The 23,695-nt window shown below is 43.4% G+C and carries 28 protein-coding genes; 15 read left to right on the top strand and 13 right to left on the bottom strand.

Annotated elements, in window-relative coordinates; all coding sequences use genetic code 11:
- Nucleotides 1-15: 15 nt before the first annotated feature.
- Together brxC and QUB10_RS06350 are read right to left on the bottom strand one after the other, a co-directional pair.
- Nucleotides 16-3,561: a BREX system P-loop protein BrxC gene (gene brxC, locus QUB10_RS06355; protein WP_333200534.1), complete on the bottom strand. Its 3,546-nt coding sequence runs from the start codon at nucleotides 3,559-3,561 to the stop codon at nucleotides 16-18.
- 2 nt (nucleotides 3,562-3,563) lie between these two features.
- Nucleotides 3,564-4,160 (bottom strand): DUF1788 domain-containing protein, encoded by a 597-nt coding sequence (locus QUB10_RS06350; RefSeq protein ID WP_333200532.1) that lies wholly within the window; start codon nucleotides 4,158-4,160, stop codon nucleotides 3,564-3,566.
- Between the two features lie 302 nt (nucleotides 4,161-4,462).
- Here QUB10_RS06350 and QUB10_RS06345 point away from each other — a divergent pair, with 302 nt between their 5' ends.
- From QUB10_RS06345 to QUB10_RS06325, 5 genes are all read left to right on the top strand, one after another.
- Nucleotides 4,463-4,597, top strand: a complete 135-nt coding sequence (locus QUB10_RS06345) for a hypothetical protein (RefSeq protein ID WP_333200530.1) — start codon at nucleotides 4,463-4,465, stop codon at nucleotides 4,595-4,597.
- A gap of 123 nt (nucleotides 4,598-4,720) precedes the next feature.
- Nucleotides 4,721-4,894: a hypothetical protein gene (locus QUB10_RS06340; RefSeq protein WP_333200528.1), complete on the top strand. Its 174-nt coding sequence runs from the start codon at nucleotides 4,721-4,723 to the stop codon at nucleotides 4,892-4,894.
- A gap of 158 nt (nucleotides 4,895-5,052) precedes the next feature.
- Nucleotides 5,053-5,379: a hypothetical protein gene (locus QUB10_RS06335; protein WP_333200526.1), complete on the top strand. Its 327-nt coding sequence runs from the start codon at nucleotides 5,053-5,055 to the stop codon at nucleotides 5,377-5,379.
- Nucleotides 5,376-5,588: a hypothetical protein gene (locus QUB10_RS06330; protein WP_333200524.1), complete on the top strand. Its 213-nt coding sequence runs from the start codon at nucleotides 5,376-5,378 to the stop codon at nucleotides 5,586-5,588. The genes QUB10_RS06335 and QUB10_RS06330 overlap by 4 nt, the downstream gene beginning before the upstream one ends.
- A gap of 221 nt (nucleotides 5,589-5,809) precedes the next feature.
- Nucleotides 5,810-5,974 (top strand): hypothetical protein, encoded by a 165-nt coding sequence (locus QUB10_RS06325; protein WP_333200522.1) that lies wholly within the window; start codon nucleotides 5,810-5,812, stop codon nucleotides 5,972-5,974.
- A 232-nt stretch (nucleotides 5,975-6,206) separates the two neighbouring features.
- Here QUB10_RS06325 and QUB10_RS06320 read toward each other — a convergent pair whose 3' ends face one another.
- Nucleotides 6,207-7,793, bottom strand: a complete 1,587-nt coding sequence (locus QUB10_RS06320; protein WP_333200520.1) for an AAA family ATPase — start codon at nucleotides 7,791-7,793, stop codon at nucleotides 6,207-6,209.
- 318 nt (nucleotides 7,794-8,111) lie between these two features.
- Between QUB10_RS06320 and QUB10_RS06315 the strand changes: the two genes are divergently transcribed.
- Both QUB10_RS06315 and QUB10_RS06310 read left to right on the top strand, forming a co-directional pair.
- Nucleotides 8,112-8,807 carry a hypothetical protein gene (locus QUB10_RS06315; protein ID WP_333200518.1) on the top strand — a complete coding sequence of 232 codons (696 nt, stop codon included), beginning with the start codon at nucleotides 8,112-8,114 and terminating at the stop codon, nucleotides 8,805-8,807.
- Nucleotides 8,808-9,107: 300 nt separating this feature from the next.
- Nucleotides 9,108-9,542, top strand: a complete 435-nt coding sequence (locus QUB10_RS06310) for an aminoacyl-histidine dipeptidase (protein WP_333200516.1) — start codon at nucleotides 9,108-9,110, stop codon at nucleotides 9,540-9,542.
- A 1,440-nt stretch (nucleotides 9,543-10,982) separates the two neighbouring features.
- Here the strand turns inward: QUB10_RS06310 and QUB10_RS06305 are convergent.
- From QUB10_RS06305 to QUB10_RS06285, 5 genes are all read right to left on the bottom strand, one after another.
- Nucleotides 10,983-11,243 carry a hypothetical protein gene (locus QUB10_RS06305; protein ID WP_333200514.1) on the bottom strand — a complete coding sequence of 87 codons (261 nt, stop codon included), beginning with the start codon at nucleotides 11,241-11,243 and terminating at the stop codon, nucleotides 10,983-10,985.
- Nucleotides 11,244-11,442: 199 nt separating this feature from the next.
- Nucleotides 11,443-11,829, bottom strand: a complete 387-nt coding sequence (locus QUB10_RS06300) for a hypothetical protein (protein ID WP_333200512.1) — start codon at nucleotides 11,827-11,829, stop codon at nucleotides 11,443-11,445.
- Nucleotides 11,830-12,107: 278 nt separating this feature from the next.
- Nucleotides 12,108-12,458, bottom strand: a complete 351-nt coding sequence (locus QUB10_RS06295; protein WP_333200510.1) for an HNH endonuclease — start codon at nucleotides 12,456-12,458, stop codon at nucleotides 12,108-12,110.
- A 73-nt stretch (nucleotides 12,459-12,531) separates the two neighbouring features.
- Nucleotides 12,532-12,819, bottom strand: a complete 288-nt coding sequence (locus QUB10_RS06290; RefSeq protein ID WP_333200508.1) for a hypothetical protein — start codon at nucleotides 12,817-12,819, stop codon at nucleotides 12,532-12,534.
- A gap of 299 nt (nucleotides 12,820-13,118) precedes the next feature.
- The gene (locus QUB10_RS06285; protein ID WP_333200506.1) at nucleotides 13,119-13,652 is read right to left on the bottom strand and encodes a hypothetical protein; all 534 of its coding nucleotides are present in this window, start codon (nucleotides 13,650-13,652) and stop codon (nucleotides 13,119-13,121) included.
- Between QUB10_RS06285 and QUB10_RS06280 the strand changes: the two genes are divergently transcribed.
- A complete protein-coding gene (locus tag QUB10_RS06280) occupies nucleotides 13,651-13,773 on the top strand; it encodes a hypothetical protein (protein ID WP_333200504.1) in 123 nt (40 codons plus the stop codon). The two genes, QUB10_RS06285 and QUB10_RS06280, sit on opposite strands and share 2 nt — an antisense overlap.
- 129 nt (nucleotides 13,774-13,902) lie before the next feature.
- Complete coding sequence (locus tag QUB10_RS06275; protein ID WP_333200502.1) at nucleotides 13,903-14,052, top strand: hypothetical protein; 150 nt, start codon at nucleotides 13,903-13,905, stop codon at nucleotides 14,050-14,052.
- A gap of 501 nt (nucleotides 14,053-14,553) precedes the next feature.
- On the opposite strand, the gene QUB10_RS06270 is transcribed toward QUB10_RS06275, so the two are convergent.
- From QUB10_RS06270 to QUB10_RS06250, 5 genes are all read right to left on the bottom strand, one after another.
- A complete protein-coding gene (locus tag QUB10_RS06270) occupies nucleotides 14,554-15,714 on the bottom strand; it encodes a hypothetical protein (RefSeq protein WP_333200500.1) in 1,161 nt (386 codons plus the stop codon).
- 3 nt (nucleotides 15,715-15,717) lie between these two features.
- The gene (locus QUB10_RS06265) at nucleotides 15,718-16,131 is read right to left on the bottom strand and encodes a hypothetical protein (RefSeq protein WP_333200498.1); all 414 of its coding nucleotides are present in this window, start codon (nucleotides 16,129-16,131) and stop codon (nucleotides 15,718-15,720) included.
- On the bottom strand, nucleotides 16,128-18,554 hold the full coding sequence (locus QUB10_RS06260; protein ID WP_333200496.1) for a Piwi domain-containing protein: 2,427 nt from the start codon (nucleotides 18,552-18,554) through the stop codon (nucleotides 16,128-16,130). The genes QUB10_RS06265 and QUB10_RS06260 overlap by 4 nt, the downstream gene beginning before the upstream one ends.
- Nucleotides 18,551-19,510 (bottom strand): PD-(D/E)XK nuclease family protein, encoded by a 960-nt coding sequence (locus QUB10_RS06255; RefSeq protein ID WP_333200494.1) that lies wholly within the window; start codon nucleotides 19,508-19,510, stop codon nucleotides 18,551-18,553. Before QUB10_RS06255 ends, QUB10_RS06260 begins: the two co-directional genes overlap by 4 nt.
- Before the next feature lie 92 nt (nucleotides 19,511-19,602).
- Nucleotides 19,603-20,052 carry a hypothetical protein gene (locus QUB10_RS06250; RefSeq protein WP_333200493.1) on the bottom strand — a complete coding sequence of 150 codons (450 nt, stop codon included), beginning with the start codon at nucleotides 20,050-20,052 and terminating at the stop codon, nucleotides 19,603-19,605.
- A gap of 241 nt (nucleotides 20,053-20,293) precedes the next feature.
- Here QUB10_RS06250 and QUB10_RS06245 point away from each other — a divergent pair, with 241 nt between their 5' ends.
- From QUB10_RS06245 to QUB10_RS06220, 6 genes are all read left to right on the top strand, one after another.
- Entirely contained in the window at nucleotides 20,294-20,494 is a 201-nt protein-coding gene (locus tag QUB10_RS06245) for a hypothetical protein (RefSeq protein WP_333200491.1), read from the top strand.
- Between the two features lie 100 nt (nucleotides 20,495-20,594).
- Nucleotides 20,595-20,954: a metalloregulator ArsR/SmtB family transcription factor gene (locus tag QUB10_RS06240; protein WP_333200489.1), complete on the top strand. Its 360-nt coding sequence runs from the start codon at nucleotides 20,595-20,597 to the stop codon at nucleotides 20,952-20,954.
- A gap of 116 nt (nucleotides 20,955-21,070) precedes the next feature.
- On the top strand, nucleotides 21,071-22,099 hold the full coding sequence (locus QUB10_RS06235; protein WP_333200487.1) for a PstS family phosphate ABC transporter substrate-binding protein: 1,029 nt from the start codon (nucleotides 21,071-21,073) through the stop codon (nucleotides 22,097-22,099).
- 101 nt (nucleotides 22,100-22,200) lie between these two features.
- Nucleotides 22,201-22,911 (top strand): MIP/aquaporin family protein, encoded by a 711-nt coding sequence (locus QUB10_RS06230; protein WP_333200485.1) that lies wholly within the window; start codon nucleotides 22,201-22,203, stop codon nucleotides 22,909-22,911.
- Nucleotides 22,912-22,985: 74 nt separating this feature from the next.
- Complete coding sequence (locus tag QUB10_RS06225) at nucleotides 22,986-23,459, top strand: phosphatase domain-containing putative toxin (RefSeq protein ID WP_333200482.1); 474 nt, start codon at nucleotides 22,986-22,988, stop codon at nucleotides 23,457-23,459.
- 30 nt (nucleotides 23,460-23,489) lie between these two features.
- A partial coding sequence (locus tag QUB10_RS06220) for an NAD(P)H-dependent oxidoreductase (RefSeq protein ID WP_333200480.1) occupies nucleotides 23,490-23,695 on the top strand: 206 nt, incomplete at its 3' end.

Genomic DNA, 23,695 nt, shown 5'->3' with positions numbered 1-23,695 from the left:
AAACGGAGATAATCTTTATTCTAGACGCACGCGGCGGTTTTGCTCAATTTCTCCTAGTAATGCTCCTCGTAAAGCTGCTAAATAAGATTCTACATCCTCAGCCGTTTCTAAAAAAGGTTTAGGAGCATAGCTTACCACCCGGACTGGTACAATAGCTTTTATCGCATTCACCTGATAAGAACCTGTTTTTTCTTTAGCACTGTTGATGATTTGAGCCGCCGCAGCATCAATTTTTTGTTTAAACCTATTGACAAATCCCTCTAATTCACTTTGTCGCGCGATCGCAGAATCAATATTAGTAGCATTTTTAATCATAGAAATTGCCCCTTCAATCTCTGTAAAATACTCGTCCAAATCAATTTGTTGAGTAGGATAGGCAACTTGGACATATTCAACAAGCTGTTGTTTAATATTTTCAGAAAGTAAAAATCCTTGTTCAATTTGTCCCTGTAAAACCTCACGCACGTTATCTTTAACTGGCTGCAATAAGATCGGTAATTGGGGAATTTTCGTCGTTGGGTCTGCCATTGCCAAAATTTGGCGCACTGTTTCCACCCGCTGCAATAATTCTGCATCATTAATATGACGCAACTCCAGTTCCAGAAATTTTAAATCCTGCTTCGCTTGCTCAAATACCTTAACTTGTCCAGTGTAGAAAGATTTTAACTTGTGTCCATCTTCAATCAAATCTTCCAAATCATTTTTATGAAGGCGAACAGCATTGTAAAAATCTGCTGGACTTTCCTTACTTGTAAACTCCTTTACCAGAGTTAAATAAGTTTCTAATAGCTTAATAAAAGGCAGTCCTTCTAATTGTGCCTGTGCTAACCAAGTTTCTAATTCTGCCTGTTTTACTTTGAAGCTATTTTGGTAAATTTCAAATAACTTTAATGGGTCGTTTGGTGGTGTTATTTCTAATAAATCATTTGCTAAATCCTTAGCCACTCTCAAACTAACAGGATTGATTACTTCACTGAGACGTACAGTATATTCACTTAGTCCTTTGCGACTTCTTAATTTAGCAACTAACCCTGATTCTTGAGAATTTACCGTCCCTTGAGCCAATCGCAATTCTAAGTTACCCTGATTAACCAATTCTGCTATCACACCCAGAATATCGAACTCTGACCAACCATAAGGACGAACTAGAAACTTGTCAATTAAACTCTTAATCGTCACTTGCCGATGAGTTCTTGCTTCATCATTTAACCAAGTTAGCATTTCACTATGAGCGGCTGCATTAAACGCCTGTCCCGAAGTATTTTGTTCTTGATGTTTGCGGCTGAAAGCATTACTTACCTGTTCTTCACTTTCAAATCCACTATTAACATAATTCAGCTTATTGTAAACATTATCAATTAAATAAGTTAACCCTTCAGTTAAAACATTTTTCGAGTCACGAGTGTTAATTTCTACCTTGCTACCGCAAGCGAATACATCTGCACGCTCAATTAAATCTTGTAAAGTAGTAGTAATACGTTCCTTTCGCCGACTATTTTCTTCACTGCGAGTAGTCAGAATTGTCTGGACGCTGCTACTGAGGGTGCCACTATTTTTGCGCCGGATATATTTATCAGTTTTAACCAGTTCAGTCAGTTCATCTAATAGAGTTTGGTCGTCAGCTAATCTAACTAAAACCTCCTGTCCCGCTCCCGTATTGAGAATACAGGTAGTATCTTGTTGGAGTTGGCTATAGCGATCTGCATAAGGCGTAATAATATGAAGGGTAAGGTCGCTAGTTTGTTGTCCATAAGGTTGATCGTCTAACTTCCTATTAAAGGAATATTGATGTCGTTGGTCGTAACGGATTTTCTTATCGGTAAAAATAGAATCCCAAATTAGCTTTTGCAGTTCTGCTGTTACTTCACTGGGGTCAATCTCGGTATTTTTTACTTCCCGTCCGATATCCTGTTCTTCATAAGTGAGAAAATTATATTCATCTCCCACTCGCTGAATTAAAGTCTGTTTTTCCAGGCTGTTCAGAGCCGCTTCTACCTGCGCTTTAAGTGCTAATTTATCTTGGTCAATATTACTCAGGCATAAAGTCGTCAAGTTATCCAAATTGGCGCGAATTTCCTTAACATATTTAATCATAAATAGGGTTTTTAGCAAATCAATATCAAACGGTTGCAATTGAGAATTTCGGGCCGCTTGGTCAATAACTTGACTAATGGCGCTATCTAAAAACCCTTCCACAGCTAAGTAGAATGTATTGAAAGGAACTAATCCACCTAACCCTTGACCTGCTACTGCTTTGGAAGCTAGTTGAAAAGCATCTAATAAAGAACGTTCTCCCGATGCTAAATGTTTACCCGCCGCCCCCATCATCCGAATAGCCGTAAAAACTTTTTGCAGTAAATTGAATTGATAAGGAATAAAAGGATAGCCAGCAACAAATTCTTCTGCATTACGATATCCCGGTAATTCAGCACAATCCGCTGTAAAAGTAATTTGATTTTTTAAGATAGCAACTTTTTGATGGTAAAGAGCTTCTAGACCTCGAATAGCCGCCTCTTTCTTATTCAACAAACGCAGTTTAATAACTTCATCTGTATTAGCTGAAGACAAACTTAAAGGTCGGCTAAATCGACCAATAATTTTAGAAAAGTCCTGCCCTTTTATGCGATTTTTTGTAATTTCATCCATTGCTTCTTGGGAAGTAACAACAACCCAAGCTCGTCCCTGACAAGAAATTCCTAAATCCTCAACAACCGTTTGCAAATTTAGCATCAGGTTGCTGTCATCTCCTACATATTGTCCCACTTCATCCACCATGAATAGTAAGCGATGCTGATTGCCTTTTTTATCAAGGTATTGTTTAACAAGACGAGCAAACTTTTCACTACTTAAGCTATAATTTTGTTCGTTAAAGTCAAGCAAACGAGAAGCAGCTTCCGCACTCATTCCGCTAACTGTTTGTAGAGCCGTAGAAATTTCATCTTGGTGAAATCCCCAAGCATCCCGATTTTCTTTCCATTCCAGTCCAGAAACTTGTTGAAATTCGTCTTGGAAAGCTGCGTATTTCCCTTGTTGGTCTAATTGACGTTCAAATTCGGCAATTGCTGGAACTGTACCAAAGTAACCTAAATGCTCGTCAAAAACTTTCTTAAAAACTTTTATAATACTTTCTTTATCATTTTTACTATTAGCATCGGCTTTAGAATCAATATTAAATAAAATTACATCTGTAGAATTACGTGTCGCTTTAGTGATACTAGCACGTAACATTGGATCTGGAACTCGCTCTTGATCGAAGTAATCTAAAGCGTGGCAGTTCCCCAGTGAGCGATTATCCAGCAAATAAGATAAAATTTTCAGGAAGTGAGATTTACCGGAACCAAAGAACCCAGAAATCCAAACCCCCATTTTGTCAGTTGGGGTATCTAGAGCAGTAGTATAGCGATCGTAGAAACTGCGAAAGTGTTTATCTAGTTCGTGAGTGATGACATATTCTTCAAGTTCTTGGCGAATGTTATCGCTGTCAAGTTGACCAACTTTAATCACACCATTGATATTACGGTGAATGTCTTTAAGAAATAATTCAGAGATATTCATATTCATAATCAACGCTCCTGCCGGGGAATAAGTGGGAAAGCTCGGTAGTAGTTATCGTCTTTAAAAGTGTTGAATAGGCGAAGTTCTTGACCATCGTAGGAACCGGGGAAAAACATCACCAGTGGGGTGCGATCGAGAGCTGCGTGTAAGTTGTTGAGGATAGTGTGAGAGCGCAGCAAAGGCCAACTTGCGCCCACCCCTGTCAAAAACACAAGTTGCTCCTGACCACTCATTTTTTTATGGATATGGTCAACAACCTGGGCAGGACGCACCAAAGGAGAAATAGTTTTATTCAGAAATGCGCTACCTTTAGTTGCTTCCAAATCAAATGCTTTCTGCAAAACTCGCCGTCCTTGCAAAATTTCTAGAATGGCATGGTAGAGGTTAATCTCCTCTACTTTCAGATTATTGAGAGAATTTGTTAGTTGCAGCTTTAAACGAGCAACGTGCTGCTGCACTAATGGCTCGTGTTCGGGGTCATAATCAAATATATAAAAGCCAATTTCGTTCCCAATCCCGCGATTGTTAAGTAAGCGAGAGTCTTGTAAAGCAAGGAGTAATTTATCAAGACGTTGCTGAATAGTTGGCACAGACATATTTTTCATGCTGTTGGGTTTATCGGATACCATCTGGGCAAAAGAGGAAGACCGAAAACCAGATCCATAAATTCAGCCAGAAACATCGAGTCCGGTATCAACGTGCAGAAGAAGGAAAATGGCGATGCCCACGGGTGAAACTTATACACAGTCGTTGATGCCTGGTTGACTGACAAAACTCCAAGGGAAAGGAGGTTCAACCCATAGTCGAAGGGCATTTCCGGTTTATTGTGAAAGTTACCACACAACCACAAAAACCAATGAGAACCTCCTAACTCTATCATCAACTACAGACTTTGTTTGGTCAATCTATGCCCTGGGCAGACCATCGGCATCTACAAACACTCATTTGGATGGTGATTGGCTTAGTCTACAGCGAATACATTAATTTAACCGAATGGACAATCTATGCGCGAACTCGCGATCGGTTTGCTCAGAGTCATTAACGGCGCTTCAGGCGCTGGTTGCACAACCCTCGCATTCATGCCCAACGGCTCTACAGTGAACTGGTTCAAACGGCGTTGAAGCAATAAGGCGTATCAGCGATTACCCTGATTGAAGATACATCGATGCTGTGGGAGGAGTACTGCCTGATTCGGCTTTCGGTGCAATATCGAGGACGGGCGGTGTCTCTGGTATGGCGGGTGATTCGACACGGTAGTAGTAGTGTCCGCTTTGAGGAGTATCAGGCGATGTTGAAACGAGCAAAGCGTTTGCTGCCTGCTGGAGTTTCAGTCTGCTAAAAAGCAGACTGAGGCTTTGCCGATACAACCTCGATGGGGTATTTGCAAGATACCTTACGCTGGCATTTTCCCAGAGCACAAAACAGAATAAAAAAGCAATTGCCCTCTCTTCCCAAGCATTTGACAAACTGCTGCGGGAAATCGACTACCAGAGGCGGATGAAAATAACCTTAGCTCAACAGCTCAATACTACCTTCGTTCTCGAATACCAAGACAAACTCCGCCAAGACATCAGCCACACCGAAATCAAACTGGATCGGGCGATCGTTCAACTCGTGGAATCCGTCACCGCCCCTGTAGAGGATTCAGAAGTAATCAAACTAGAAACGCCAAGCACAAACAGCGATGAAACAGAAGCAAAAATTGCCAGCCCCGAATTAGCAACGATGAAGCTTCAATATGAGGAAAGAATAGCAGCCTTAGAACAAGCCCTAACCAAAGCTGCCCCGCCTCAGACAAGCAGCGAGAGCCAAGCCCAACTATGAATCAACGAGCAACTGCAGCAGGGAAACCTGCAACTAGCCAAACAACTCTCTCAGAAGGTTTGCAGAGCGACCGCGATCGCACCTTGTTTGGAGTTTGTCTCTACACCGCCTGTCGTATTGCCGAAGCTTGTTCCCTAATGGTCAAGGATATCTACACAAACTCTGGCGCTGTCCGTTCTACAATTAACGAACGCTTTCGCCAACACTAAAAGAAAACTTCAAACCAGGACGATTCCAGTGATTGAAGATTTGCGAAGTCTCCTAATATCTTGGCGTTCCCACGCCGGCCAGACTTATTTATTTCCCGGCCGCCACCCGAACCACCCCGGGATACATTTCCCGGTGTAGAGGATGAATTGCTCGGTGTGCCGTTACCAAGAGAGCAACTGTCACAAGCCCCATCCGACGCGACTGAAGAAATTCCCGACTGGTGATTGGCTGGCTGCAAGAAAAACGGATGCTCCAGCAGCAGACAGGGTATGAAGTGCTATACCATCCGTTTAACGGCTCTCATACTGTTCCCGAGGTAATCGTACCCAAAGCCTTAGATTGGTTTACGGCATCATCTCAAACCGAGAGTAGAACAGTTGGCTAGCCCGTCCAAGTTCTTTAAAACCTAAAACAAAAGCTCCTACATGGCGTTGCTGATTCACGGTATGAATCACCTTTTCTCGGAAGTTACAAAACTCACTATACTTCGTTTATAGCCCTTCCGGAATCTTGAATTCATACCTGTATGTAGCAACGCCGTCAAAAGACAAAGTTACAACTGATCCAATGTTGCTTCAGGAAAATTTACACTCTTTGCGATTATCGCAAGAAAGCCACTAACCAAACAATTCCTGTAACGGAATTGAAAATCGTGATCGATCCTCTCCACTAGCCGATCTAGCATAAGTGGCTTGATTGCGAATCGCTAGAATCTGCTCCTCATCCCGCAGCATCGACGGCGTAAACTGGTAACGCTGTTGCCTGAGGTCGTTCAAAGTCACCTTCAATTCATCCGGCTGTTTCCCTTGTACCCGATCGCGATAATATATCTCCTCAGCACATTTTCTCACGGCATTGCCTATTTCTGCTGGCGTACAAAGCCTGTAATCCCTCAATAAAATCCGCCACTCATCATCCGTCCAAGGCGAAATACAAGCATTGCGGAAATCAGGAAAATATTTTTTGAGATGAAGATTAAAAATTTCATACATCGCCCCTTCGTGAGGCAAATCCACAAAGAAAATATCATCAAAGCGACGAATTAATTCCGGCGGTAACATCCCCAAACGGTTAACTGTCGCCACGATATAAATTGGGTATTGATGCTCTTGCATCCACGTTAAAAGCTTCCCCGATAAGCGCCTAGAAACTCCGCCATCTGCATTGGAATCCCACCCTGCAAAACCTTTATCAAAATCATCCCAATAGAGAATTGTAGGACTTAAAGCCTGAGTCAGTTCCAGCAATTCGCGCAAAGCTAAATCTGGTCTGGAAGAACCGACAATCGAACCCCAATCAGCCGCCAACAGCGGTACTCCCATCTTCTTAGCCGCAAGTTTAGCACTCAGACTTTTGCCCGTACCCGGCGGCCCCCAGAGAATCATACCCTTGGGAAATTTGAGTCCGTATTTCTCTGCTTCTGGACTCAACAGAGAAGCCACCTTTGACAGCGACTCGTCTAGCAAGTCTAAACCACCTGCATCCGGCACATCTGCCTCGGCAATAAATTCTAGGCCTCGCCCCCGCAGCTTGTTAACCTTGTGGTCGAGCACCAACCGCGCTAGTTCCTCCACACTCGAAGCAAAAGCTAGCGATCGCTCCAAAATCAACTCGATCTCACCTTGGGGCAACCCCTGGCAAGCTCGAACCAAAGCAGTTTGCAACACCTCGTCGCCTTTGTCGCCAAGCCAAGGATTGCGATCGCAAAACAACTCCACCACCTTTTGCGCTGCAACTCGGGACGGTAATGGAGTCGTCAGTACGGGAATCAGCGGCTGCAAGTTCACCGGCAGTTGTATGTAGTTTTCCAGCATCACCCAAAACTGAGGAACCGCAGACCAAGATGAGTGATAGTAAGCATTTGCCAGTTGAAACCCCAGACGCGAACTCACCTGACCGGATTCGTCAAAATCTAGCACTCCCTCAAGAATGTAAATTCCCTCTCTCTTACTCTCTAATAGAAACTCAAGCACGTCAGAATCTGGGTGCAAGTCAGTATTTTGCAAGATACACTGACCGTCCCGACTCACAATTTCCTGCAAGCAACTGTACCCAGAGTTCCAAAAGAAAACAGGCAAATGCAGCTCCTGCCCCCAATTGTGAAACTGTGCTAAAACTCTGATTCGGTCAGGCGTGTAATACTCCAGCCCGACAATCTTAATGCCTCTTTGGGCCAAAGCGAGCCAGTCATTGATGGTACGCATAAATTCAACGGTAAGAAATATTCAAAGGTACTCTTCTCATTGATATGCTACGGTCGAGCGTTGCCATCAGCCAATAGTTCTACAGCAGCCAAACCTCCTCTTAATTCTTAGGAATTATTTACCGAATTTCCTCAATATACATAATTATGTATTTCGGCTGCTCTCAAAAAAACACACCGAATTATTACATAAATTTATTTCAAACTAACAAGTTTATAAATAATTGTTAATCCCCTAAAAATAATTATAAATTTGATGAAATTTGAGAGCGCCTAACGGCGCTGTTAGCCGTGAAGTAGTTTAATTAAATCAAATTTCATGGCTACAACAACAGCTAAAAACCATAACTCTCGCCCATCCAATGGAGCGGTGACTTTGAATGGCAAAAGCAATAATGCTGCTAAGTCAAAGAGCCCAGCGACAGCTACCCAATCGCCCGTCAGTCGCCGTTCGACACTCACTGTAGAAGAGCAAGCAGACGCACTTCTAGACCGCGTGCGAACTACCATTCTGAAAAAGTTTGGAGTCAAAATTCAACTGCGCGAAAAACGCCTCCAAACTAAGGTAGGTCACGCTACCAAGGAAAAACTAGGTTTGGATATTGCTGCACAGTTAAAAAAACGCGGCAAAACGATGAACTGGCAGCGTTGGAATAACGAAGTGTTTCCAGCTCTATTTGGTCAACCCGATGCACTGCGCCACGATATGGAAGTCATTGCGCTTGTGATGGCAAAACTATACGATGTTTTCGAGCTTGACCCGCAAGAAGCAATTAAAGGTCTTGTCAAATTCAATCAAGAATCGCTTGCTAAACGCAATAGCTATAACAAGCAGGATGAATCCGATGATGAAGATGATGATGATGTGGATGACTTAGAAGATGAACTTGATGCTGATGAAGATGAGGAAACAGATGAATCCGAAGAAGACTTGGATGAGGACAGCGAAGAAGACTTCGATACCGAGGACGAAGAAGATGAGGACGAAGAAGATGAAGACGAAGACTTAGAATAATCTTTTGCCGTCACTCAATTTTATAGCTTTCCTTCACCAGTGCTTTTGTCGAATATGTAAAACTCTGCTCTGCCTAAAAAAGGCTGAACAGAGTTTTTATTTTTCTCATATTATTAGCGTAGGTTAACTAACTTTAACTAGAATAATCAGTTGGTTAAAATCTTAAACTATTCTAAAAACAATGAGTTATTAATACAACTATTGCTGTTATTAAAAACTATTCAAACTTTTTAAATAACTCAAAGAGGCAGCTATTGCTGCTGTGTAAATGAACAAAATTAAATTCAGGGAATCTGAAAAATGACAGTTACTGAAAAAGCTTACAAGACTAATGCAACCCATATCGCTAAAGCGCAAAAAACTCACACAAAAGCGCTAGACAAGTGTATTAGTTACAACGATAAACTTCGCCTAATGGTACTAGAAGTTTTGAGAGAAGAATCAGGTCGGGAACTGGCAAGCGTTGCTCGCTTTAACGGTGGCGAATTTGATTGGGAGACACATAATGCCCAATTTCGCGCTGACTACAGCGAGACACCTTTAAAAGAGTTGATGCGTGCTAGTCGCATCCTATACGGATTGACCGATATGGATGCAATCCGCGATCGCCGCGCCAAGCATCGGGGCATTCGCAATCAACGGCTCGCCCGTCAGAGCAGCCCAGTTGCTTCCAGCTCGCAAAGTGTGTACCAAGAAGTGGATGTTGCTGACGACGACATCGATGATTTGGATTAAGTCGCTTGAGCAACTAAGAATGTCAAAAATTGCCTGTTAAGGGCGGCTTCCCCACTCCTCATTGATTCTAGGAGTGGGGAAGCTTATTGCCACCCACCCACCCTTTTATTCAGAGCTATTTTACTTTGTAAAAACCGTATTTGACCTGGATGCGGATTTTAGAGGGCTAAAAAAGGAGGAAAAAAGAGGAGAAAACAGCACATTTATTACTCATTACACCTCCTATTTCCTACTTTTAGCCTCACAATCAGTATAAATGCTTATCAATTTTTGTAAAGAATTGTTGCTTTTGGCGTAATTTTCTGTACTCCGACATCTCTTGAATCCTCCTCAATCCTCGTAATTAGTGCGCCAGTCGCATAGCAAGCCATGTCAAATAGACGTTATAGGGGGGTAAAAATGAGCAATTTATGGTTTTTATGGTTTTTGCAAGAGTGCCAGAGGAATTGTTGGGAGTTGAAGTTAGCTCACGCACACTCTGGGAAGCCAAGGCGAGAAAGTTTAATGGGCAGTTTGGACTTTGACGCTCGCTGTACACTCGCGCGTGAGTAGATATTGAAGCCAGGAGCGAACCAGTTGGTGTACAGAGCTGCCGCCTTTACGATGGAGCGTCGCCGATCACGACGCAAGCCAGTTGGTGCAGTTCGGCATTGACGGCGGAGGGCAAGAGCTTTCGCGCCTTGCCCTCCTGTTTTTTATCTCGCAGCAGTAAAGATGTCGATGCTCGGTGTGATTTACGTTCGTCTGACAGCTAGCATCGAGCTTGGACTTAACTCGCCATGAGAGACCCACGCTCTTGTTTGTAGGTCGGGTTGATCCCAGCAAATCCAACATCGACCATAGCTCCATCAGTCACAAAAATAGCCAAGAATCGAAAGTTGGATATTGGCAGTTTGGACTTCCACAGAACACAAGCATGAGTAAGTGAGTCGATAGAATATTCAGTTAACTTATAGTACAAATAGCTACATTTCTCATTAAGGCTTAAAAAAGTATTAAACCTGACCTTGCGGTTGGGATTCCGCATTCATGAGGGTGCATTGTTTTTGTTTCTGCACGTAAAAGTCAGGTTGGCGATCGCAAAAACATTGCTTGCCACCAAAACTAAACAGCCCTAACCGACCTCAATAGACCAATGCACTCTCGGCACAAAAAAGCAGTAATTTGGCAGGAAATTGCAGCCGTTGGCCGGATATTTTTGGATAAAAATAGGTAGAGTGCAGCCCCTGCAAATGCCTCTAGTCGAGCGTGATTTTATACTGCTTTCCGTCTGATTTTATAATGCAAATGCCTGACTTTAGGGGACACAAAAATTAGCTATTTTTTGGGTGGTGGCTTCGATCTAGGTGCGAGTCGCTCACAGATAAGTCTACAGGAATTCGACAAATGTTTTCATAGGATTAACTCAATTTTTTCGGGGTGAATTTGCGGATTTTGTGGTCATCCGCGCACGGTAGACGGTTGTTCAGATGGTGTAAGTTCGTTCCAGATTGCAGCGCGATCGGCGTACCCGCGCTGGCAAACATCGGCTAGCACATTCTGAATGTCGATCGCTGTTCGTCGAAAGGCGCTGGCAAAAGCCTTTCGGATGAAGGCGATGCACTCGCCTTGGGTAGCCGGGTCTATGCTTATGCTTCCTCCGTTAAGCCCAATTTTCAGAATCAGGCGCGAATCTGTTTTCGGAATTTGAAGGTGGCTCAAAATCTGCTAGCAAATTAAGCTGATGGGATTAAGCGTCTACTGTTTCGGTTGGCGACGGAGGTTCCGGCGCTAACTCCGATGGGGCGATCGGCACCAATGACTGTTCTGGCGTCAGCGTCTGTATTGGCTCTGCTTTTGTCACTCCTGCTGTTGACTGTTCAAAGGAAAGTTTCGAGAGGGCTAAAGGCTCAGATGGAGTTTATGGCTCGACCTCGGACTCTGAGACTAAGTAACGCCCGTCAAGGTTGAATTGTTTTGTAGGTTTACCTCCAATGGCTGAAATCTCGCGATCGAGAGCAATCCGACACACCCGATCGGGCCACACTTTAACTACGGTGGCCCGCTCGTTTATATATTCTTGAGCTCCGGGATACTGGACTGAAACTTTTACTCGATCGCCGGGGTTCCAATTCACCCTCGGTGCAATCAGCGGGGCTGTCTGTGCTGTTGGTTCTGCGGACGGTTCCTCCGGAGCGAGCGGAACTTGCAATCGATGGCTGAGCAATTCGTTTCGCCCCCCTTCGCGGAGATTAATGCCGAAAGCTTCGTCAAACCGCCGTTCGAGAGATTCGGTAATAAGTCCCACGCAAAGGGCTAAGGCTAAAGATAAACGAGTATTAATTTACAATTATGCTTTCGATATCAAGATTTTAAATTACTGTTGTCGGCTTTACACTTTGCTGATTTTTAAGTTTACAAAGCGCTCTGATTGTTTAATGGAATGGGTAGCGCAATGGGCTGGAAACAGAAGCTATTATCACAAAGATTATCGGTATGTTCCCCTCAATGGAAACCACCGAGTCTTAGGAGATTGCACGACCGCTTTTGAGCTTATCAAACTAATGGTAGTGGATTCGGATCAAATCAATTGCCGCGTGCCGATTCCAGAGAAGAAGCTATGAGATCCCAATCCATCGCATCATCAGGGAATAGGGATAATTGCCCCGGCGATACGTTGGACTGCCCCCGGTTGTGATAGGAAAGGTGACACGCCGTACAAAGGGCGATTAAGTTTTCTAGGCGGTTGTCCTCCGGTATCCGATTGCGATGATGCACCGTCAAAGTTAAGGCGCATCGTTCAGATTTGGTTAAGCCACTTGGTTTACCGGGTCGAAGGCATTGTTGATGGCACTTAGCACAATGCCACCCCGCGTTTTCTTTCACGGAGAGCGCAATTTCTCGCCAATTGTCGGGATACCTCTTGGGTTTAGGCATAGCGGTAAAAGCTCATCTTTCCAAAATATGGCGCTCGCTCTGTTAAGTAAATTCAATTCAAAATTATCAGCAGCTAATCAACTTCAACGCTGCCTTGATTCTCCCACAGAAATTCTGCCAATAAGCAAAGATCTTCAACGGGGGGCTTATACTCGCAAGCTACGAACCATGCTTCGGTTAAAGTAGCCCCTTGTTCGGAAGTCTCAGGTTTTTGGCGCACCAGGGCGAGGAAATTGCTTGTGGTGCGGGCCCCGGCCGGGTCAATCCCCAGCCTGAGCAGTTGTAGTTCTAACGCGGGATAGATGCTGCTGGCGAGGATGTCGGCATAGTCGGTATCTAACAAATCCAGTTGTTCATTCAATGGGCGGGTCAGTCATTTGTCACGCTTCAACTTCTAGGGAGGGTTCCTCTATTCCACCACAACATCCACCACAACATCCACTCGAAGCGATCGCCTCTGGAATCAGAATTCTACTTCTCCATCAGATTTACCCTGCCCGAAATTCATGGAGTTTGTCCTTTGGTTATAAGGAGTGGCCGGAGGGTCTTCGGGGGCTGGTTTCTTCAGACTTCGCTCACCTGACTTTTGTCTATGGGATGTCTTGTCTTCGTTGGAGTTAGATTGCTGATTCTGTGCGTCAGACATTGAAAAGCTCCAGCTTATAACATTGAAAGTACAGAAGCTAAGATAACACTACCTGTTGCACAAAAGGCGGCAACACATAACGTATGGATTGCCTGATCTGCCACCTTAGCTTTTTGATCTCGCAACATCTCAAGCTCCTTTAAAGCTTCTATCCAGGTTTTAGTAATAATTAATCGGCAGTCCTCATCAGAATCGTAGTAGTTTTCTTTCATCAACAGGTCGGGTGGGGTCATGCCTCCCGCAGCTCTAGGTCGAAATCCAAGAACGCTTAGATATATTGTTAGAGCTAGGAAAACGCATACTACAATCTTTAGCCACAAGCAGCAATAGCAGATATACTGATGACCTGGACTAGCTATAAATGCTTGGTTAGGTAGGTTGATCGAAAAAATGATTGAGGTGGCACTAAAAGCCAAAATAGAACTCAATTTTGTATTGAGTGCATTAATACTATCATTAGTAAGTTTAAGTCGATACTCGGTGTAGCTATATATTAAGCTAATATTTGTATGTTCGCTTTGTTCATTTTCTATTTGGAAATTATCCATGTCCGATCCTCAACAAGAACCACCTAAGCCACAACGACAGAAAAAAGGTGCTCCCGACGAGCCTCCTGCTACCCTTCCACAACACAAAACAGTTTCTAGGAAAGATGGTGCAGATCGTTAGGGAAGCTTCCCTAGTAAAGGGAAACGGCGCAGAGCGCTCGCCACACCCTGACCCTCCTAAAACCCCAATTATCGCATTCAACCACCCCCCCCTGGGTTTTTTAGTGTGTGACTCTTGGGCTGACGGCCGTTGGTGAGGAAACTTGAGAAGCAACTGCCACACAACTTCTGTGCTGGCAAGGAAGGGGGTCTGGCCGCCTTTGAAAAAGCCATTGATAACCCAGCAGGTGCTTTTATTGTCGCGGCCATTAAAGGTTGGCAGGAAGCTGAAGTCCAGTAAAAACATCACCAAGCACCAACCTCTCTGAGTTTTGCCTCAAAGCGCTCGCTTTCAGGAGTAGCAATCGCACTATTTCCCCAGAACTAGATGGCATTTGTGAGCGCTCGCGTCTTTCCTCGAAAGAAGGTCGAAAAACTATAGGGAGCGCTCGCACCCTACCACCAACTTCTCACGCAATTGTGTCGGGCAATTGCCTGTACCCTACCATATCTGATAACCGGTTATCGATCGCAATTGGCGACTTCTCGAATGAAATAGCAAGCACTTCAAACCCTTATCGGGTAAGAATTTGAAGTGCTACCTTGCCCTTTGCGACAACTTCGCTATTTCGCTCGCCTGACTGGGAGTAGCGATGGGGTACGCATTTCTTTACATTGCGTCCTCGAACAGTCTGTATTTTGGCTTTACCTCTATTCACTTGTACACTAAGTTTTACGAGAAATATAAGTAGAAATCATCAAAAAGTTCTCTTTTAGAAAACTGCCTTTAACTACAGCTATGTTAATCACAAAATCCCAATATTTTAAATGCTTTAGCTTCCCAAGCTTCGTAGCACTCTGGACAAGTCAGGAGAATATGAGCTGCCCGATTGAGAAGATCTTCTAGCGAGACATCTAGCGGAATTTCATGAATTTGACCGTTGTCTGGTAACGAAACTTCATAACGATGGGAATTTGGTATAAAATTCTGAATATTATCAATAGCTACTTTTACTATACGATCTAATAAAACCTCTGAACAGATCAAGTTGAAACCATATTCTTGGGGATAAGCTTTTTTGTAGTTCTCCCAGGCGCGACGTATTGTAATTACACTCTGTTCGTTTTGTTGGTTAAGAGTCAGTGTTTTATAGCAAGCATATACTCGTACTGACAAAGGTGGATGTTCGTCCCCAAAATCAACATCGAATGGGTCATGACCAGACCGAAGCCCCATATCGACACATGAGATGTAGTGAGCGGATCCACAAGCGAAAGTGCCGAAAATGTCACAGAAAATTTCATTCAATCTCTTTGTATCCCAATATTCCACAGCTTTGTCTAATTGTTGATTACGTTCAATTTTTCGCTCTGGATTTATTGGTCCGGACTTCTGGCGCAACTCATTGAAATATAAGTAAATTGAGGTACCGAGATTCTCAGCAATTTCGTGAAATTTCTGGAAAACATCATGTCCTAGCTCATGATAAAGTCCAGGCATTTCCAACAGTGAAACTGCCAGTTTTGGTGGTGCAAAAATTAATGGAGCCTGCGGTGGATTGGGAAGAGTAGCAAGTTGTCCATTCAGATTTACAGCAATATCCTTGAGCCAAAAAAAACCGCATCGCTTTGCACTCAAGAGAAGAAGTTTTCTTAAAGCTAAATCAGCTTGATTTTCCTTCTGAAGCGTGGGTAGATAATAGTAGTTAAAGAGCAATATAGAGTATTCAATGTCATGAACAATCGGAAGTGCTCTAGCAAGCAGTCTAGAAGAACCAATTTTTACAATAGACTGAAGGTCTTTGTGAAGAGTTTGTGTAGTTTTTAGCTTCTGTTGGAGATAATTTATTAACCATTGATGTTCTACTTTTTTGCTTCCAAGAGCCTGGAGCTCTTTATCAATGCGACACAAGACGACTGCGTATTCAGCCGTCTTGGCTTTGAGATACTCCAAATTTGCCATAGTTTATCGGAAATAAAGGCGCTGGATACCTTCAACAAACTCGCTATCTAAAAGTGAGAGAATGTCTTCTAAAATTGGCATATCTGCATCTCTTATTTGTTCGGAAGTTTGTAATCTGTTAGCAAGTTTTTTGAGATCCTGTTGCCAGTCTTCCAGAGGCTTCTTGTGCTTCTTGATCCGATAGACAAGCACCTGAATATCTGTCGGGGTAGCTTTACTTTCTCCTAGTGCTGCTTCCAAACGACTGACAAAATTGTGAAGGATCTGTCGGCTACTCAATACATCTTCCTCTGAAAAACCTAAGTCCGCAGTTTTACCCAAAGCTTCAGCCTCTAGCGCCAGTAGAGCTGAGTTCAGTTCGCGGAGCAGTTGCTGCTCGCGATCGAGATGTCCAGATACGAACCCTAATTTGCTCATAAGTTCGCTTCCTCCTTATTAAGGATTGTATCATCTAAATCATCAGATTCAATTTCTTGTAACTCTTCTTCATCTTCCTCCTCAATTTGCGGGCGGAACGTTTCGCGCAGAGCTTGATCCGTCCACCGGATGGTTACTGGAAGTGCAATCTCGATATTTGGCGCGTTCCAATTTAGGTGTGTAAGATAATACGCATCTTCTGCAATATCTTGGAGGTTAAAATTACCACTGGTTTCCACCACTTCCAAGAGTAAATTGCTGGCTGTTTTACCGCGTGAACTATCCCATGTTCCAGGTCTACCCGTAGTGGTTAGGATAATTCTTTGTGAATCTAAAATCAAGTAAGTCCCAAACAGCGTATTTTGCAGAAATTCTCGGCTATTTTCCTCTACCACAGTAAACAAGCGTACAGGTAAGTGACTCTTACGAATTTCTACGACGGCACAGCGAAAATCTTCTGGTAGAATACCCTCCTTTTTCAGACGTGCTACTGTTTCTTGGAGCGCTAATCTTTCACTAGGCCACCACCGACCATCCCGATGAATAATAATGCTTTTAATTTGATGACCATATTGAACGATAGACCGAATAGTTTCCTCAAGACGCTTGCGTAACTCTGGCTTCTTGATAGCTTCGTGCATTCGCCCTCTTACGGTAGAGTTCCCGAAGTGTTGCTGGATTAGCCTTCCACCTGTTCCGTAGAGAAAATGATATCCAACTTTGCCAAACAGCAAATCGATACCAATGTGCAAATCGTGATGTAACGGATCTGCTATAACCCAGGGTTGGATACCAGCTTCAGTTGATACCGCTAGAGCTAGATTCTGTAACTGACTCGCAGCCAGTTGAGAATTGTGTTTCCTTGCAATGTTGCAAACTACTTTTTCAGTCACGCATTGGGACAGAACGGGGCTGAGGGCTTCCTTCAATTCACCATGTACGGTTTCTAAGAACTTATCCCATAGAACAATAATTGCTAAAGATTTAGAATTGCTCGTCGATCGTACCTCTGCCAACATACGAAGCAACGAGCTTCCCCTACGTTCGGAGCGCCCAACTTGATAGGAGCGTTGCAGGACAATCCGAGGAGATTGTCCTGTCTGTTGTTTAATTTCATGCTGTAAGTCTCCCACAAAAGTTTCGCGAGTGTCCCTCTCAATTATGTGTGGATATAACAGAATTAAGTTAGGAATAGGCTCATTGTGGTATGCTCCATTCCTATAAAGTGTTGTTAGCTTACTTGATGCCCAACGCATAATCAGCTTATCGAAGAGCTGATTTGTCTTAGGATGAACTGAACCTTTAGGAAACGGCTTATGAATTTCACCCTTTCCAAATTCTAAGCGCGGAGGGATAAAAATGCTTCTTTCTTTCTTTAAGTAAGACTGCTGAATAGAAACTGATATATCTTCATATTTCACGTCAGACAGTTCGTTAAAGAAGGTTGAGATAGTATTTACTCGTTCGTCTGGAGCCATCTGAGAACGAATTGAGCATTGCCGAATTCCTTCATATTCTGTTGTAAAAATAGGAAAAAGACGCGAAATAGGTACTGCTATAGATGTTTCTTTTGCCCGATCTTGTACAAGAATTGCTGCTTCCTTGGGATGAACTGTGATATTTGGATAGCGGGAACAATAGTATTCGTATATAGTTTTTTCTGGTAAATCAAAAGTATACTCATTGATAGTTTTTTCTGTATTTCCTGTGTAACGACACGGAATTTTTACAGCATTATTGTCACGTAAAAAATAAGCCCTTTCGTCAGCTCGAATGCTTAAATCCATGTGTTCGTGTAGGATATTCTGCTTTTCTTCCTCCGTATACTCCTGTAGAGATTTTTTGCTAACGTATCTTGTTCGTATATCAGCAGCCAAGTGAATCCCGCCATCTTGCAATAAAACAATACCAAATTTTAGTCCGCGGTAAGCATTGACAATATCTCTTTCTACTCCTTCGTTCTCAGGAACTTGACAAAAAAATAATTTCCAATTAGAGCGCCAAAATTTATCTTCTAAAGCCAGAAATTTATCGGTAAAAGGTCTTTCCAACATTCGACAGACCAGCTCTCTCTCACTTCCAACAGCTTCTTCAATAGTTACTTCAAAGGTTTTATCTGTCACTTCAATATGATAAACCTTATCAGGCACATCTGTGATTTCCACAGTATGGCCTACAAGAGGGCTACTTCCATCAGGAATTAAAAATCCAGTTCCATCAAAACGTGTCGTAGGATAAACTGGGCAGCGCAATTCTTCACGCCATAATCTATCAGCCCACCGCTGGATTCTGATAGATTTTTTATTATCTTGTGGTACTTGCTCTAGCACTTTCAATAAACGAAAGCGATAACGTGTCTTTTCAAGACCAAGTAAGGGATATAGTGTTGCTGCAATGTGTAGGGTTGGTTCTATTCTATTCATACTTCAAGCACTCTTTGGCAAAGTTTTTTAAATTTGCATTGCTGACAAATTCCAACAGAGTTAGCAAAATCAAAATCTTCTAAGCTAAAATTTAATCCATCATCATTATTGCTAAAGCGCTGAATGTAAGCAATACTACGACGGATCGAGGAAAGCGTATATTCCCGTTGTTCTAGATCCATTTTAAATGTCTTATGATTGACCGCATCGCTTCCCAAATAAACTACGTGAGCCTCAATACTTTCCAAAGGATACTCTAAAGTCAAGTGAGGCCAAAGTTGGTACACATTTATTTGGAATTCCGCTTGCGAATTTCTACCTGATAGTATTGATGAATAATTCCCTGTTTTCCAATCGAAAATCGTGAATCTTTTATCGGGAGTAACCAAGGCAAGATCTACTTTAGCTATGACTTGGACATTATCAATTACAAAACCTGGTGCGTGAGAACCGTAGATATCAGGTTCAATCCAGATTTGTTTTGCACTTTGAACTTTTTTTATAAGATCGGTTTGTTCTACCCAAATAGTAAATCGGTTAACTAATGCTTCAATAAACTGGAGTATTACCTGAGAGTTTTTACCTGAGAGTTCCAGGTCATATTCATGCTCAAACAGTGCTAATCCACCAGCCTTGTCAATTAACTGAGGAGTCTCGCGAAACCTTCTACTCTCAGAAAATGCCCATTCCTTCTCTACCTTATTTTTTAAACTCCTAAGCCATGTCTTAGATAGCAAAGAGTCTCTCCGTTGAATACGCTTGAGGGAGTTAGCAACTACAGAATGGAAAATATTTCCCTGCCACATGGGGATATTTGTTAGCTTTTTTAAAAAGCCTATTTCCTTTAGCGTAGTATCTCGGCTGTTAATTCTAGCAGGTGCAAGATAGTCGAAGTAGTATTGTCGTTCACAAGTATTTAGAACTTGAGCGCGACTAACCGACCAGTTATTTTTCAATTTTTATACCTCCTTTTTTAATCAATAGCTCTTGGGTTAATGAATAGTACAGTTGTTTCCTATTCTTACTGTACACTGTTGCGACCATCGCCTCAAACTGAATCATCGATCCACCCACAAGCCGAACAATCCCAATGCACCGCGGGCGTTTCATATTGGGGATAAGTCATTTCACACCGGGGACATCGGCGGGTAAACAAGGGGTGCGTGTCCAGCAGCTCTAACTGTTGTTCTGGTGTCCACCCCTGCCGAGGTTGCAAGATAAGTTCGCCACCATAGTAGCTTGCCCCTTCGGGTTCCCACAGTTCATCCGGTTCAACGTCGGGGTTTTCTCGAAAGTCGAGGCAAGTGTCCGCGTTGAGACCCGTCGGATGCACGGCACAGACGAGGTGTGGGTTGCGTGCGTAGAGGAAACAGCGATCGCACTCATGGATTTTGGGCATGGCGAGGGTGTTGAGGTTTTGGTCTGGGTTTAGTTTCCCAAAAATTGGGGTGTTGGTGGCGTGAGCACTCCCGTCAAAACACGGTTGCTTTACCCGCATCAAGAATACCTCGCAAAAACTGGACTAATTCAGCAAAGCTATCGGGGTTATTTTCAAGCAACCACTCCGTGAGCATTACTGAGTGTGTAGTTTTCCTAAACTCGACCCGCGGAAACGATAACTCGGCAAACAGCACATCGAGCAGTTTTGCTGCGTTAATATTTTCGTCAACGTATTGGGGATTTGATAACTCCTCTGGAGTAATACTTTTAACTCAAATCCATCCAATCCGCTAGACCCCTTGGAGCAAGAAGTTGACGAGCAAGACCAAGAATTGCCGAGACAGTACCACCCAGCTACTAAAAAAACTCTGCAAAAAGTCTTTATCATCCTGGTAGTTATTGGGGCAATCATTGGAGGAATTTTATCTATAGGGGTGATTTCGCTGATGCAAAAAGCCGGACTCACTGATGTGCCGGCGCGGGTACAGAATCCGAAGTAGTAATCAAGTCTGAAGGATCTGTGGATGCTGAATGCACGGATTTTCTGGGATGAAGCTTAAAAAACTATAATGTTTTGTATGGATGTTTTCAAAATAATTGATGCTTAAAAATTCTACGGCTGCGCCCGATCGCCTCCCACAGCCGCCAATTTCGGAAAAACTTGTCTCCTCGGGCTTTCACGCTCTTTCTGACCCCCTGCGGATTCAGATTTTGGAGTTGCTGCGAGAACAGGAGTTGTGCGTTTGCGAATTGTGCGATCGACTTTCTGTCCCTCAACCTAAACTGTCTTTCCACCTCAAAACCTTGAAGGATGCAGCTTTAGTCCGCAGCCGCCAAGAAAGCCGCTGGATTTACTATAGCCTCAATTTAGCTCAGTTTGTCGCCCTCGAACAGTACCTCGCCGAATACCGCCGCTTCAGCCAAATCCTGCCGGCCCGCCCTTGTTCCGACGCAGATTAACCCATCAACATTTCTTAATATGTTTATTGCCTGTTTGTCTTCCCTCATACTTGACATATCAAATTTTATTGATATGATTCCAGTGTACCCCTTAGTTATGACATTGGGTGAGGTCAATGAACCCAGCAGAAAAGCCCAAGGTTTCCGCACTAAGTATAATTGCTTTGACCATAGGTGCGATCGGGCTCCTCAGCTCCTGCGGACAAGTCCAGTCGCCAGAATCGCAAAGCATTAAAATTGACGGTTCCAGCACCGTGTATCCAATTACAGATGCGATGGCAAAAGAATATCAAAATACGAATCCCAAAAAAACATCAATTACTGTTGAATTCTCCGGTACAGGTGGAGGATTTAAAAAGTTTTGTGCTGGCGAAACTGACATCAGCAACGCCTCGCGACCCATCAGCCCAGGGGAAATGGAAGCCTGCAACAAAGCTGGCATCCGCTACTACGAATTACCTATCGCATTTGACGCGCTTACAGTAGTAGTCAATCCAAAAAATAACTGGATAAAAGACATTACTGTAGAGGAATTGAAAAAGATTTGGGAACCCGCCGCCCAAGGAAAAATTACCCGCTGGAATCAGATCCGACCCAATTGGCCGAATCGACCTCTAACCCTCTACGGGGCAGGCAAAGATTCCGGTACATTTGACTACTTCACAGAGGCAACAGTAGGTACTGCGAAAGCCAGCCGTACCGACTATACAGCTAGTGAAGACGATACAGTTTTAGTGCAAGGGGTTATTAAAGACGAAAATGCTTTGGGTTACTTTGGATTTTCCTATTACGAAGACAACCAAAGTCAATTGAAAGCTGTAGGTATTGACAGAGGCAAAGGAGCAGTGCTGCCCTCCCGCGAAACTGTAGAAAAAGCTCAATATAACCCCCTTGCACGACCTCTATTTATCTATGTCAACTACAACTCTGCTCAAAATAAAGTAGAAGTACGCAACTTTGTAGAATTCTACATGAAGAAAGCTCCTGCCTTAGTTAGTTCGGTGGGTTATATTCCTTTACCAAAAGAAGGCTATCAACTAATTTATCAGCACTTCTACAATGGCAAGGTGGGCACAGTTTTTGGTGGAAAAGCTCAGCTTGACTTGACTATTGGCGAGTTATTGCGACAGCAGGCAAATTTTTAGGTATCACTGGTCATCTGTCAACTGTTGTAGGTTGTTAGCTGTTAATCTAGATTGGTAACTAAACTATAACAACCGAGGTAAATTTCTCACGGATCTACTCAATGTTAAAGTCAGTTTCTAAAACAGTGAGAAGCTTGTTTTCACCGGAGTGCAGCAGAGAAGCGCTTGCCGAATTTCTGGGTACATTTATTCTAGTTTTTGCAGGTACGGGCGCGGTGATGGTTAACAAAATTAGCCAGGGTGCTATTACTCATTTAGGCGTCAGTTTTGTCTTTGGAGCCGTTGTAGCTGCGATGATTTATGCTACTGGTCATATTAGCAGCGCCCACCTGAATCCTGCTGTAACATTAGCTTTCTGGGCTAGCGGCTTTTTTGTAAGCAAACGTGTTTTGCCTTATATTCTAGCGCAGTGTGCGGGCGCGATAGCAGCTTCCACACTGCTGCTAATTACTTTAGGAAAAGTGGCAAATCTCGGTGCAACTGTTCCTCTGAATGGTAACTGGTTACAGTCTTTAATTCTAGAAACAGTATTGACTTTTATCCTGATGTTTGTTATTTTAGGTTCAGGATTAGATAGGCGCGCTCCGATCGGTTTTGCCGGGATAGCAATTGGGTTAACTGTAGGGTTAGAAGCTGCATTTATGGGGCCAATTACCGGAGCGAGTATGAATCCGGCGCGGTCATTTGGCCCAGCAATTGTAGGAGGAATTTGGCAGCACCAGTGGGTTTATTGGGTTGCACCAATTTTAGGAGCGCAACTAGCTGTTTTGGTTTATCGGATAATATCCAACGGATTTCGCGATATCAAGTAAGTGAGGAAAATAAATGAAAAGTGTGATGTTTATTTGCAAGAAAAATTCTACCCCTGTCGGGTGAGGCGACTGCAATGGACGAACAACAAGTGCAACCAATTTCAGAGAATTTGTGGTGGGTGATTCCAGGTCAACTGGCAGGGGTGCGGAAGCCAACAGCCGAGGAACTCTCTACGCTTCAATCAGTAGGTATTGGGGCGATCGTCTCTGTAATGGACGATGCTTCCAATCTGGATTTGTATGAGCAGGCAAACATTCCTCACCTTTGGTTGTCAACGAAAGGCGGTACTGCACCCAGCCACGAACAGATTCAGCAATTGCAAACCTTTGTGGATAGCCAGAATCATTTGGGGCACGGGGTTGCAATTCACTGTACTACTGGCAGACGACGCACTGGAACGATGCTGGCTTCCTACTTGATTCAGGCAGGTTCATCCTATGACGATGCGATACTCACTATTCTGGATGCCAATCCCAACGTTGAATTGAGAGAGGCGCAAACCGCTTTCCTGCAAGAGTTAGCAGGAAAACAAACTTATTCTCAATAGCCCCATTCTTATAACTAATTAACGCTACTCATGACTCGTTTTGACCATCCTCCTCGCATCCTGTTTTTGTATGGCTCTTTAAGAGAGCGTTCTTACAGCCGCTTGTTGGCAGAAGAATCTGCAAGAATTATTCAGGATTTCGGTGCTGAAGTTAGGTTTTTTAATCCTCTAGAATTGCCGATTTATGGTAGCGTTCCCGATACGCATCCGAAGGTTCAAGAATTACGGGAATTGAG

This window comes from Microcoleus sp. B5-D4 (genome assembly GCF_036705145.1).
In the GTDB taxonomy this organism is placed as follows: domain Bacteria; phylum Cyanobacteriota; class Cyanobacteriia; order Cyanobacteriales; family Microcoleaceae; genus Microcoleus.
The sequence above is the reverse complement of the archived record's forward strand: the minus strand, read 5'-3'. Positions and strand labels throughout refer to the sequence as shown.